Origin of the sequence: Streptomyces montanisoli, assembly GCF_017813245.1 — a bacterium.
Taxonomy (GTDB): Bacteria; Actinomycetota; Actinomycetes; order Streptomycetales; family Streptomycetaceae; genus Streptomyces; species Streptomyces montanisoli.
In genome coordinates, this window is the sequence record NZ_JAGIQL010000174.1 from 1 (window position 1) to 12205 (window position 12205).

Consider the following 12205-nt stretch of genomic DNA (forward strand, 5'->3'; position numbering starts at 1 on the left):
CCCCCCCCCCCCGCCCCCCCCCCCCCCCCCCCCCCCCCCCCCCCCCCGCCCCCCCCCCCCCCCCCCCCCCCCCCCCCCCCCCCCCCCCCCCCCCCCCCCCCCCCCCCCCCCCCCCCCCCCCCGCGGTGCCCCCCCCCCCCCCTCCTCCGCGGTCCGGCCTCCGCCCCTGCCCCCTCCCAATCTCGGCGCCAGCCGGCGCGGCCGCCGCCTGCGGCCGAGCCGCCGGGCCATCCGGCCTCCGCGGCCTGGCGCCGGGCGCCCGCGGGCTTGGCGAACCGGTTGGCGAAGGGCTTCGCGAAGGGTTTCGTGGACGATCCGGCGGCGGGTCGCCGGGCGGGCCCGGACGCGCGCGACCCGTCCGTGGGCGCTGCGGGCGCCTCCGGCAGGGCGGCGAGCGGGACGGCGCGGGTGGCGTCGAGGTCGGCCGGCGGCTCGGGGCGCTTCTTCGGCGCGTCGGGCGCGTTGACGACCTTCAGGAGCAGGGCGCGGGTACGGGCGTCGTCGAGGCGCTTGTCCGGGTCCTTCGCGAGGAGCCCGTAGATGACGTCTTCGAGCGGGCCCGCGTGGACGGGGCGGTCGACCGCTTCCGTCATCACGGCGGTCAGCGTCGCGATCGCGGAGCCCTTGTCGTAGGGCGGGGTGCCCTCGACAGCCGCGTACAGCAGGCCGCCGAGCGACCACATGTCGGCCGCGGGGCCCGGCTTGTGGCCGCGGGCGCGCTCGGGCGAGATGTACGAGGGCGCGCCGACGAGCATGCCGGTGGAGGTGACGGACGGGTCGCCCTCGACCTGGGCGATGCCGAAGTCGGTGAGGACGACGCGCCCTTCCTCCGCTATCAGGACGTTGGACGGCTTCACGTCGCGGTGCAGGATGCCCTGCAGGTGCGCCTGGCGCAGCACGTCGAGCACGGCGAGCCCGACCTCGGCGGCCCGCCGCGGGGTGAGCGTGCCGTCCTCGCGGATGACCTCGGCGAGGGACTTGCCCTCGATGAGCTCCATCACGATCCAGGGCCTGTCGTCCTCGTCGACGACGTCGAAGACGGTGACCGCGCCCTTGTTGCGGATCCGCGCGATCGCCTTCGCCTCGCGGAGCGTGCGGGTGATCAGCCTGCGCTTCTCGTCGTCGTCGATGGCGCCGGGAAAGCGCAGTTCCTTGACGGCGACGGTACGGCCGAGCATCTCGTCGAGTGCGCGCCAGACAGTGCCCATGCCGCCGCGCCCGAGCACGTCCTGGAGCCGGTAGCGCCCGGCGAGCAGCCGCGACGCGTGGCCGCCCTTCGCCGCGTCGGCGCGCGCGGCCGTTTCGGCTTCTGCCGCTTGGTGTTCTGCCGCTTGGTGTTCTGCCGCTTCCGGTTCCGCGTCTTCCTTGACGGCCTCTCGCGGCTTCTCCGGCTTTCCTGACTTCTCCGGCTTCTCCGGCTTTTTGGGCTTCTCCGAGCCGGCCGCTTTGCCGTCGGCCTCCGGGTGTTCGGCCTCTTCCCGCTGGGGTTCGTCCCGTTGGGGGTCCTGCGCCGCGTTCCGCGGCTGCTCAGCCTCCGACATGCGTCCCCTCTGCGATTCCCGTAACCCGCCCTGGCGGAGCCTCCATTGTCCCCCACGCGGCGACCCGGCTCCCCCCGGGTCAGACGGTAGCGCAGCACCGGCGCGCCCGGCCCCCGCCCCCGGGCGCGCTGGATGCGGCCGGGACCGGATCAGAGGGGCACGATGTCCGGCGCCCCGAGGCGGGCGGCGTCCGCCGTCAGGTCGTCGGGCTGGCGCTGCGACTCGCGTTCCGCCTCCACCCGCTTCTCGTAGTGCTCCACCTCGCGGTCCACCTGGCCCGCGTCCCAGCCGAGTACGGGCGCCATCAGCTCGGCGCACTCCCGCGCGCTGCGCGTGCCGCGGTCGAAGGTCTCGATCGCGATGCGCGTACGCCTCGTCAGGACGTCGTCCAGGTGGCGCGCGCCCTCGTGCGAAGCCGCGTAGACGATCTCGGCCCGCAGGTAGTCGTCCGCGGCGGCGAGCGGAGCGCCGAGCCCGGGGTCGGACTCGATCAGGTCGAGCACCTCCTCGGCGAGCGTCCCGTACCGGTTCAGCAGGTGCTCCACCCGCGCGACGTGCAGCCCCGCACGGGCGGCCATGCGCGCCCTGCCGTTCCACAGCGCGTGGTAGCCCTCGGCTCCGAGCAGCGGCACGTCCTCCGTGACGCACGCGGCCACGCGCTGGTCGAGACCGTGCACCGCCTCGTCCACCGCGTCCTTCGCCATCACCCTGTACGTCGTGTACTTGCCGCCCGCGACCACCACCATCCCCGGCACCGGGTGGGCGACGGTGTGCTCGCGCGACAGCTTGCTCGTCGCGTCGGACTCCCCGGCGAGCAGCGGCCGAAGCCCCGCGTACACGCCCTCGACGTCGTCGCGCGTGAGCGGCACCGCCAGCACGCTGTTGACGTGTTCGAGCAGGTAGTCGATGTCCGCGCTCGACGCCGCGGGGTGCGCCTTGTCGAGGTTCCAGTCGGTGTCCGTGGTGCCCACGATCCAGTGCCGGCCCCACGGGATGACGAACAGGACCGACTTCTCCGTGCGCAGGATCAGCCCCGTCGAGGAGTGGATGCGGTCCTTCGGCACCACCAGGTGGATGCCCTTCGACGCGCGCACGTGGAACTGCCCGCGCTCGGCGATCAGCCCCTGGGTGTCGTCCGTCCACACCCCGGTCGCGTTGACCACCTGCTTCGCCCTGATCTCGTACTCGCCGCCGCCCTCGACGTCCTGCACGCGGGCACCGACGACCCGCTCACCCTCGCGCAGGAAGCCCACGACGCGCGCCCTGCTCGCCGCGTGCGCGCCGTACGCGGCCGCCGTGCGCACCAGCGTGGCCACGTAACGGGCGTCATCCATCTGCGCGTCGTAGTACTGGAGGGCGCCGACCAGGGCGTCCTTCCTGAGGCACGGGGCCACCCGCAGCGCGTGGCGGCGCGTCAGGTGACGGTGCGTCGGCAGGCCCCTGCCGTGGCCGGACGACACCGACATCGCGTCGTACATCGCGACGCCGGAGCCCGCGTAGAGGCGCTCCCACCCCTTGTGCTGGAGCGGGTACAGGAACGGGACCGGCTTGACCAGGTGCGGCGCCAGCTTCTCCAGCAGCAGCCCGCGCTCCTTGAGCGCCTCGCGCACCAGCGCGAAGTCCAGCATCTCCAGGTAGCGAAGACCGCCGTGGATGAGCTTGCTCGACCGGCTCGACGTGCCCGACGCCCAGTCGCGCGCCTCGACGATCCCCGTCGCGAGGCCGCGCGTCACCGCGTCGAGCGCGGTGCCCGCGCCGACCACGCCCGCGCCGACCACCAGCACGTCCAGTTCACGCTCGGCCATCGCGGCCAGCGCCTGCTCGCGCTGCGCGGGCCCCAGTGTCGCTGTCCTCACCGCTGCCTCCCGTCGCCCCCGTCCGGATCAAGCCGTCCCCTCGATTCTGTCCGGCTTCGCGTGCTTCAGCCACCGCCTCAGCCACCGCCTGTGGACAACGGCGACCACCCACCCGGGCGTACCTGCCGCTACCTGCGACAACACGCCGAGTTGCGAGATCCCTCAATCCGACATAACGGTCATATTTACGCCTAGTCTGACAGTGCGCCCGACCGCTGCGTGCGACGGAGCCGCCGTGTGTGCCGCGCTGCCCGCGCGCGCCCGGCCCTCCCGCCGCCCGCGTCCACGGCAGGCGTCCTCAGTCCCCTCCGACCAAGGAAGGACGGCCGCCGCCATGCCCGCAGACCTCGCCGTCGTCGGACTCGGCCACCTCGGCCTGCCGCTCGCACGGGCCGCCGTGTCCGCCGGGATCGCCACCGTCGGCTTCGACGCCGACCCGCGCACGGTCGCCCAGCTCGCCGCCGGCCACACGCCCGCGGAGGGCGCGCTGACGGCGGCCGAGGCACGCCGCATGCTGTCCGGCGGCTTCCGGCCCACCACCGACCCCGCCGAACTCGGCCGGGTGCGCACCGCCGTCATCTGCGCACCCGCCCCGCTCGGACCCGACCGCACACCCGACCTGACCGCCGTCGGCGAGATGGCGCGCGCCCTCGCGGCGCGGCTGCGCCCGCACACCACGGTCGTACTGGAGTCCCCCGTCGCGCCCGGCACCACGGAGGGCTTCCTGCGCGACGTCCTGGAGGACGGCTCGGGGCTGCGGGCGGGACGCGACTTCCACCTCGCGTACTCCCCCGGCCGGCTCGACCCCGGCAGCCGCACGCACGCGCTAGCCAACACGCCGAAGGTGATCGGCGGCCTCACCCCTGCCTGCACCGAGTCCGCCGCCGCGTTCTACGGGCGCCTTTCCGAGAAGGTGGTCCGCGCGCGCGGCACGCGCGAGGCCGAGATGGTCAAGCTGCTGGAGACCAACTTCCGGCACGTCAACATCGCGCTCGTCAACGAGATGGCGATCCTCTGCCACGACATGGGCGTCGACCTGTGGGACGTCATCCGCTGCGCGGAGACCAAGCCGTTCGGCTTCCAGGCGTTCCGCCCCGGGCCCGGCGTCGGCGGCCACGGCGTGCCGATCGACCCCGGCTACCTGCCGCACACGGGGCGCGCGCCCGGCCACCCGCACCCGCTGCGCATGGTCGGCCTCGCGCAGGAGATCAACGGCCGCATGCCGCAGTACGTGATCCAGCGCTGCGCCGCCCTGCTCAACGAGCACGGCAAGTCCGCGCGCGGGGCGCGCGTGCTGCTCCTCGGCGTCACGTACAAGCAGGACCTCGCCGACCGGGAGGCGTCACCCGCCACCGAGATCGCGGGCCGCCTGGCGGACCTGGGGGCCGCGGTCAGCTTCCACGACCCGTACGTCCCGGAATGGCGCGTGCGCGGCGTGCCGGTGCCGCGCGCCGAGTCGCTGTACGAGGCGGCCGCCGACGCCGACCTGACGGTGCTGCTCCAGCACCACCGCACCTACGACCTTCAGGGGCTCGCGGTCAAGGCCCAGCTGCTGCTCGACACCAGGGGCGCGAGCCCGGCGGGTGCCGCGTACCGGCTCTGAGCACCGACTTCTGAGCACCGGCTCTGAGCACCGGTTTCGCACGGCGCGGCGCCCGGCACGGACCTTCCTCCGTGCCGGGCGCCGCGGCCCGCTTCAGCGCTTGTGCTGCGCGTCGGCGACGGTGACCTCCACGCGCTGGAACTCCTTGAGCTCGCTGTAACCGGTGGTGGCCATCGCGCGGCGCAGGGCGCCGAAGAAGTTCATCGAGCCGTCGGGGAAGTGGGACGGGCCCGTGAGGACCTCGTCCAGCGTGCCGACCATCCCGAGGTCGACCAGCTTGCCGCGCGGCACGTCCTCGTGGACGGCCTCCATGCCCCAGTGGCGGCCCTTGCCCGGCGCGTCGGAGGCGCGCGCGAGCGGGGAGCCGATCATCACCGAGTCGGCGCCGCAGGCGATCGCCTTGGGCAGGTCGCCCGACCAGCCGACACCGCCGTCCGCGATCACGTGCACGTACCGGCCGCCGGACTCGTCCATGTAGTCGCGGCGTGCCGCCGCCACGTCCGCGACGGCCGTGGCCATCGGCACCTGGATGCCCAGCACGTTGCGCGTGGTGTGCGCGGCGCCGCCGCCGAAGCCGACGAGGACGCCGGCCGCGCCCGTGCGCATCAGGTGCAGCGCCGCCGTGTAGGTGGCGCAGCCGCCGACGATGACCGGCACGTCGAGCTCGTAGATGAACTGCTTGAGGTTGAGCGGCTCGGCCGCGCCCGACACGTGCTCGGCGGAGACCGTCGTGCCGCGGATGACGAAGATGTCCACGCCCGCGTCGACGACGGCCTTCGAGAACTGCGCGGTGCGCTGCGGCGAGAGCGCGGCGGCCGTGACGACGCCGGAGTCACGCACCTCCTTGATGCGCTGCCCGATCAGCTCCTCCTTGATGGGAGCCGCGTAGATCTCCTGGAGGCGCCGGTTGGCGGTGGACTCGTCGAGGCCGGCGATCTCGTCGAGCAGCGGCTGCGGGTCCTCGTAGCGCGTCCACAGCCCTTCGAGGTTGAGCACCCCGAGACCGCCCGACTCGCCGATGCGGATCGCCGTGCGCGGCGAGACCACCGAGTCCATGGGGGCGGCGAGGAACGGCAGGTCGAACCGGTAGGCGTCGATCTGCCACGCGATCGAGACCTCCTTGGGGTCGCGCGTGCGCCGGCTGGGGACGACGGCGATGTCGTCGAACGCGTACGCCCTGCGCCCGCGCTTGCCGCGCCCGATCTCGATCTCAGTCACGATGTGGCCTTTCCCTCTACGTCTGCCGCCGTCAAGTATCACCGACGGGTCCTGGCAAGGCGGAGGGGCGGCCCGCGCGCCGGACCGCCCCCTGCCTGTGCATCAGCGCTCGAACCCGCGCTCGAACTCAGCGCGAGCTGTAGTTCGGCGCCTCCACCGTCATCTGGATGTCGTGCGGGTGGCTCTCCTTGAGCCCGGCCGCCGTGATGCGGACGAACCTGCCCTTGCGCTCCATCTCGTCGATCGACGCGGCGCCCACGTACCCCATCGTCTGACGCAGTCCGCCGATGAGCTGGTGCAGCACCGCGGAGAGCGGACCGCGGTAGGGCACCTGGCCCTCGATGCCCTCGGGCACGAGCTTGTCGTCCGAGGCCACCTCGGCCTGGAAGTAGCGGTCCTTCGAGTACGAGCGTGCCTGGCCGCGCGACTGCATCGCGCCGAGCGAGCCCATGCCCCGGTAGGACTTGAACTGCTTGCCGTTGATGAATTGCAGCTCACCGGGCGACTCCTCGCAGCCCGCGAGCAGGCTGCCGAGCATCACCGTCTGGGCGCCGGCGGCGAGCGCCTTGCCGATGTCGCCCGAGTACTGCAGGCCGCCGTCGCCGATGACCGGGACGCCCGCCGCCAGGCAGGCCGTCGCCGCCTCGTAGATGGCCGTGACCTGCGGGACGCCGATGCCGGCGACGACGCGCGTGGTGCAGATGGAGCCGGGGCCCACGCCCACCTTGACGCCGTCCACACCCGCGTCGAGCAGCGCCTTGGCGCCGTCGGCCGTGGCGACGTTGCCGCCGACGACGTCGACGGGGACGCTCGACTTGATCTTCGACATCCAGCCGAGCGCGTTGCTGTTGTGCCCGTGCGAGGTGTCCACGACGAGGAAGTCGACGCCCGCCTCGACGAGCGCCTGCGAGCGGTCGAGCGCCTCGGGGCTGGCGCCGACGGCGGCGCCGACGAGCAGCCGGCCCTCGGAGTCCTTCGCCGCGTTCGGGTACTGCTCGGCCTTCACGAAGTCCTTGACGGTGATGAGGCCCTTGAGCACGCCCTCGTCGTCGACGAGCGGGAGCTTCTCGATCTTGTGCCGGTGCAGCAGCGCCATCGCGTCCACACCCGAGATGCCGACCTTGCCCGTGACCAGCGGCATCGGCGTCATGACCTCGCGCACCTCGCGGCGGCGGTCCGACTCGAAGGCCATGTCCCGGTTGGTGACGATGCCGAGCAGCCGGCCGCCCGCGTCCGTCACCGGCACGCCGCTGATGCGGAACTTCGCGCACAGCTCGTCGGCCTCGCCGAGCGTCGCGTCGGGCCTGACCGTGATCGGGTCGGTGACCATGCCGGACTCGGACCGCTTGACCAGGTCGACCTGGTTGGCCTGGTCGGCGACGGAGAGATTGCGGTGCAGCACGCCCACGCCGCCCTGGCGGGCCATCGCGATGGCCATGCGCGCCTCGGTGACCTTGTCCATCGCGGCGGACAGCAGCGGGATGTTCACCCTGACGTTGCGCGAGACGAGGGACGACGTGTCCACCTCGTTCGGCAGCACCTCCGAGGCCCCGGGCAGGAGCAGGACGTCGTCGTATGTCAGCCCGAGTGTCGCGAATTTCCCAGGCACTCCGTCGACGTTCGCAGTCATGACACCTTCCCCATATGGCCTTGATCGGTGCGGATGTCCATGCTAACGGGCTCACGGGGGTGTCTGATTCCGCCTGTGGAAACAGCGCCGAAAGGGCCCACGGAGAGCCTGCGGGCGGCTACGTTGAGCGGTTGACACGCGGGGGGCCGCGGCCATTCGGGGGCGACGCCGGCGCCGGGCGAGAGCCGCGCGCAAGCCCGTCTCACTGCCCGGCGAGCGCCCGCAGCCTGCTCAGCGCGCGGTGCTGCGCCACCCGTACGGCCCCCGGGGACATGCCGAGCATCTGGCCCGTCTCCTCCGCGGTCAGCCCGACGGCCACCCGCAGCACGAGCAGTTCCCGCTGCGTGTCCGGGAGGTTGGCGAGCAGCTGCTTGGCCCACTCGGCGTCGCTGCTGAGCAGGGCGCGCTCCTCGGGGCCCAGCGAGTCGTCGGGCCGCTCCGGCATCTGGTCCGACGGCACGACCGTCGAGCCGGGGTGGCGCATGGCGGCCCGCTGGAGGTCGGCGACCTTGTGTCCGGCGATGGCGAACACGAACGCCTCGAACGGCTTGCCGGTGTCGCGGTAGCGGGGCAGCGCCATCAGCACCGCGACGCACACGTCCTGCGCGAGGTCCTCGACGAAGTGGCGCGCGTCACCGGGCAGACGGCTCAGGCGCGTGCGGCAGTACCGGAGCGCGAGTGGGTGGACGTGCGCCAGGAGTTCGTGGGTCGCCTGCTCGTCGCCGTCGACCGCGCGATGGGCGAGGGCACCGATCACCGTCGTCTCGTCGTCGCGCATCGGACCATGGTGCACCGGCGTCCCGTCGTCCGCGGCGCCGCGTCTGTCGTTGTGCACCGAAGCGTTATGAGCAGGTGCGGCGGAACTCATCCCCTGCGCCCTCCCCTCGCGCTCGTCCGGCTCGTCCCCGAGGAACTCCACACAGTCAAGGATGCGTCATCGCGCGGGAAACGGGCGCAGGGGTCCTCGCGGCCGTCCTCACAACCGCCGCCGCGGCCGTGTTCGCGGCCGGAAAACTCGCGGCCACCCGCACGCAACGGGCCCGGCGAGCAGCCCGTGCGCGCGCTCGCACGGCGTGGGCCGCGGGCGCGCGCTCGCACGGCGGGCGGGGCGAGCGCGTGCCCGTCAGCGCACGAGTCCCCAGCGGAAGCCGAGCGCCACCGCGTGCGCCCGGTCCGAGGCCCCGAGCTTCTTGAACAGGCGCCTCGCGTGCGTCTTGACCGTGTCCTCGGACAGGAAGAGCTCACGGCCGATCTCGGCGTTGGACCTGCCGTGGCTCATGCCTTCGAGCACCTGGATCTCACGCGCGGTGAGCGTGGGCGCCGCGCCCATCTCGGCGGAGCGCAGCCGCCGGGGGGCCAGCCGCCAGGTCGGGTCGGCGAGGGCCTGCGTGACCGTCGCGCGCAGCTCGGCGCGTGACGCGTCCTTGTGCAGGTAGCCGCGCGCGCCCGCGGCGACCGCGAGCGCGACGCCGTCCAGGTCCTCCGCGACGGTCAGCATGATGATGCGCGCGCCCGGGTCGGCCGACAGCAGGCGGCGCACCGTCTCGACACCGCCGAGGCCCGGCATGCGGACGTCCATCAGGATCAGGTCGGAGCGGTCGGCGCCCCAGCGGCGGAGTACTTCCTCGCCGTTGGCCGCGGTCGTCACGCGCTCGACGCCGGGCACGGTCGCGACCGCGCGGCGGAGCGCCTCTCGGGCAAGCGGGGAGTCGTCGCAGACGAGCACGGATGTCATGACCGGCCTCCGCAGCTGATGCGCGTCACCTTGAGCCTCCAGGCTGTACATGTCGTCACCTGCGCGGTTGACACTCTCGGACATGTGCCCGATCGCTCGTTCTCTCAACCGCCTGACCTCATCAACGATGGTCACCCGAAAGAGTTACGGGTCCCTCACGCAGAGCTATGCCCCATTTAGAGGCTTTTCTTCACTTTCAGTGGTGTCTGAGGCTAGATTCGCAAAGAGTCATATTTACATCTACTTACACAAGAGATGTACCGTCATGACCATCCGGTGCCGTCCAGGATTCAAGGGGACATGAGCAATGGCAGATTTCTCCCGCCTTCCAGGACCCAACGCAGATCTGTGGGATTGGCAGCTCCTCGCGGCCTGCCGGGGTGTGGACAGCTCGCTGTTCTTCCACCCGGAGGGAGAGAGGGGTGCGGCACGGAGCGCGCGCGAGAACTCGGCGAAAGAGGTGTGCATGAGGTGCCCGGTCCGCGCGGAGTGCGCGGCACACGCGCTGGCGGTACGGGAGCCGTACGGCGTGTGGGGCGGCCTGACGGAGGACGAGCGCGAGGAGTTGATGGGCAGGGCGCGCACGCGCCTCGTGTCCGCGTCCGCGCCGTCCACCGGCGGCCACGGCACGGCCGGGCAGGCGGAGGATTAGCCCTCCGCGAGGTGACTGAACGAAGAAACGTTCCTGCATAGCGAGCACCCCCACTGCGGGCGGACGGCAGCCCCGCGGTGACCTGGGCACTCGCGTGCCCGCACCCGTCAGGCAGCGGCCTCCGCGGCCGTCGCCAGCTCGTCGAGCGTGGCGGCGACGGCGGGAACGCGCGCCAGGTCGGGCAGCGTGAGGGCGACCACCTCGCGCGAGACCGACGGCTCGACCGTCAGCTTCCTGACCCCCTCCGTACGCACGGAGGTGAGGGCCAGCTCAGGCAGCGTGGCCACCCCGAGCCCGGCCGCCACCAGGCCGATCACGGCCGGGTAGTCGTCCGTCGCGAAGTCGATGCGGGGCGTGAAGCCGGCGGCCTCGCACGCACCGACCAGCTGCGTACGGCAGCGCGGGCAGCCGGCGATCCAGGATTCGTCGGCCAGGTCGGCCATGGCCACCTTGCCCGCGTCGGCCAGCGGGTGCCCCTCGGGCACGAGGCCGACGAGCCGGTCGACGAGCAATGGCCGTACGGCCAGGTCCTGCCACTCGCCCTCGCCGCCGTCGTAGCGGAACGCCAGGGCGATGTCGCAGTCCCCGTCGCGCAGCATGGAGACCGAGCGCGGCGGCTCGGCCTCGACGAGCGAGACGCGCGTGCCCGGATGGGCGGCACGCAGCGCGGCGAGCGCGGCGGGAACGAGCGTGGAGCTGCCGCTCGGGAACGAGACGAGACGCACGCGGCCCGCGCGCAGCCCGACGATCGCGGCGATCTCCTCCTCGGCCGCGGTGAGGCCCGCGAGGATGCCCGTCGCATGCCGCACCAGGACCTCGCCCGCCTGCGTGAGGCGCGTCTCCCTCCCGGTGCGCACGACGAGGCGCGTGCCGGCGGACGTCTCCAGGGACTTCATCTGCTGGCTGACGGCGGGCTGCGTGCAGCCGAGCTCGCGCGCCGCACCGGAGAAGGACCCGGTGGCGGCGACGGCGCGCAGGACGCGGAGGTGGCGTGCTTCGATCACGCCGGCAAGTGTACGTGAGGCATAAGACACTCTTTTATCTCGCGCCCGTAATCGGGTGGCGGCTTTGACAGTCCCGCCGCTACCGTGACCGCCATGAGAGTGCTGACAGTGAACGTGGGGCGGCCGAAGGTCGTGGCCTACACGGACGCGGCCGGGGGCGTCACGGGCATCGACAAGCGGCCGGTGGACGGGCCCGTCCGGGTCTGCGACCCGGGCCCGAAGGGCGAGGGCGGCAGCGGGCTCGGCGGCGACGCGGTGTGCGACACGCGCCACCACGGCGGCAGCGACCAGGCGGTTTACGCGTACGCGCGCGAGGACCTCGACCAGTGGGAGGCGGAGATCGGGCGCCCCCTGCACAACGGCGCGTTCGGCGAGAACCTCACGACGTACGGGCTCGACCTCACACACGCGAAGATCGGCGAGCGCTGGCGCGTGGGTGACGAACTCGTGCTGGAGATCTCCAGCGGACGCATCCCGTGCCGCACGTTCCAGGGCTGGGTCGAGGAGAAGGGCTGGGTCAAGCGCTTCACCCAGCGGGCCGCCACGGGCGCGTACCTGCGGGTGATCGAGCCGGGCGAGATCAGGTCGGGCGACCGCGTCGAGGTGATCCACCGCCCGGCGCACGAGGTGACGGTGCAGCTCGCCTTCCGCGCGATCACGCAGGAGCGCCACCTGCTGCCGCAGGTCCTCGCGGCGGCCGAGGCGCTGCACAGGGAGGAGCTACGGGAGGCGCGCGCGTACGTGGAGAAGTACGGCACCGCCCCCGTGACGCTCTGACGCCACGCGCGGGTCGCGTTCTCTGCCAGGCTGGAAGGCGTCAACTCGTCATCCGCCCACGGGGGTTATTCGTGACGCAGTCCAACGCACCGCAGCCGCCGGGCGGGCAGCCACCGGGCGGGCAGCCGGAAGGCGGGCAGCCGGAAGGCGGGCCGCCGCACGCCCCGCCGGCGGCGCCGGCCGCTCCCG

At 72.9% G+C, this 12205-nt stretch carries 10 protein-coding genes; 3 read left to right on the forward strand and 7 right to left on the reverse strand.

Translation table 11 applies throughout. From position 1 onward, the window contains the following. Both JFN87_RS33925 and JFN87_RS28035 read right to left on the reverse strand, forming a co-directional pair. Positions 1-1541 (reverse strand): serine/threonine-protein kinase (locus tag JFN87_RS33925; RefSeq protein ID WP_245182102.1); only part of this gene is annotated, 1541 nt, incomplete at its 3' end. A 149-nt stretch (positions 1542-1690) separates the two neighbouring features. Next, a complete protein-coding gene (locus tag JFN87_RS28035) occupies positions 1691-3397 on the reverse strand; it encodes a glycerol-3-phosphate dehydrogenase/oxidase (protein WP_209344426.1) in 1707 nt (568 codons plus the stop codon). A gap of 334 nt (positions 3398-3731) precedes the next feature. Here JFN87_RS28035 and JFN87_RS28040 point away from each other — a divergent pair, with 334 nt between their 5' ends. After that, on the forward strand, positions 3732-5000 hold the full coding sequence (locus JFN87_RS28040; RefSeq protein WP_209344428.1) for a nucleotide sugar dehydrogenase: 1269 nt from the start codon (positions 3732-3734) through the stop codon (positions 4998-5000). A gap of 93 nt (positions 5001-5093) precedes the next feature. Here the strand turns inward: JFN87_RS28040 and JFN87_RS28045 are convergent, their stop codons facing one another. The 4 genes from JFN87_RS28045 to JFN87_RS28060 all read right to left on the reverse strand — a co-directional run bounded on the left by JFN87_RS28045 (position 5094) and on the right by JFN87_RS28060 (position 9583). Further along, positions 5094-6218: a GuaB3 family IMP dehydrogenase-related protein gene (locus JFN87_RS28045; RefSeq protein WP_030903697.1), complete on the reverse strand. Its 1125-nt coding sequence runs from the start codon at positions 6216-6218 to the stop codon at positions 5094-5096. 127 nt (positions 6219-6345) lie between these two features. Beyond that, positions 6346-7848 (reverse strand): IMP dehydrogenase, encoded by a 1503-nt coding sequence (guaB, locus tag JFN87_RS28050; RefSeq protein ID WP_209344431.1) that lies wholly within the window; start codon positions 7846-7848, stop codon positions 6346-6348. Positions 7849-8050: 202 nt separating this feature from the next. Further along, entirely contained in the window at positions 8051-8626 is a 576-nt protein-coding gene (locus JFN87_RS28055; protein WP_282961677.1) for a sigma-70 family RNA polymerase sigma factor, read from the reverse strand. A gap of 345 nt (positions 8627-8971) precedes the next feature. Then, positions 8972-9583 (reverse strand): response regulator transcription factor, encoded by a 612-nt coding sequence (locus tag JFN87_RS28060; RefSeq protein ID WP_003948568.1) that lies wholly within the window; start codon positions 9581-9583, stop codon positions 8972-8974. Positions 9584-9890: 307 nt separating this feature from the next. On the opposite strand from JFN87_RS28060, the gene JFN87_RS28065 reads away from it, so the two are divergent. Further along, the gene (locus tag JFN87_RS28065; RefSeq protein ID WP_209344434.1) at positions 9891-10235 is read left to right on the forward strand and encodes a WhiB family transcriptional regulator; all 345 of its coding nucleotides are present in this window, start codon (positions 9891-9893) and stop codon (positions 10233-10235) included. 107 nt (positions 10236-10342) lie between these two features. Here JFN87_RS28065 and JFN87_RS28070 read toward each other — a convergent pair whose 3' ends face one another. Beyond that, complete coding sequence (locus tag JFN87_RS28070; RefSeq protein WP_209344435.1) at positions 10343-11239, reverse strand: LysR family transcriptional regulator; 897 nt, start codon at positions 11237-11239, stop codon at positions 10343-10345. A gap of 93 nt (positions 11240-11332) precedes the next feature. Here JFN87_RS28070 and JFN87_RS28075 point away from each other — a divergent pair, with 93 nt between their 5' ends. Continuing rightward, a complete protein-coding gene (locus JFN87_RS28075) occupies positions 11333-12016 on the forward strand; it encodes an MOSC domain-containing protein (RefSeq protein WP_209344437.1) in 684 nt (227 codons plus the stop codon). The last annotated feature ends 189 nt before the right edge of the window (positions 12017-12205 follow it).

What these genes read in the sequence shown, in the direction of transcription:
- JFN87_RS28065 (WP_209344434.1), top strand. Translation starts at nt 9,891, where the DNA reads ATGGCAGATTTCTCCCGCCTTCCAGGACCCAACGCAGATCTGTGGGAT.
- JFN87_RS28075 (WP_209344437.1), top strand. Translation starts at nt 11,333, where the DNA reads ATGAGAGTGCTGACAGTGAACGTGGGGCGGCCGAAGGTCGTGGCCTAC.
- guaB (WP_209344431.1), bottom strand. Translation starts at nt 7,848, where the DNA reads ATGACTGCGAACGTCGACGGAGTGCCTGGGAAATTCGCGACACTCGGG.
- JFN87_RS28040 (WP_209344428.1), top strand. Translation starts at nt 3,732, where the DNA reads ATGCCCGCAGACCTCGCCGTCGTCGGACTCGGCCACCTCGGCCTGCCG.
- JFN87_RS28055 (WP_282961677.1), bottom strand. Translation starts at nt 8,626, where the DNA reads ATGCGCGACGACGAGACGACGGTGATCGGTGCCCTCGCCCATCGCGCG.
- JFN87_RS28060 (WP_003948568.1), bottom strand. Translation starts at nt 9,583, where the DNA reads ATGACATCCGTGCTCGTCTGCGACGACTCCCCGCTTGCCCGAGAGGCG.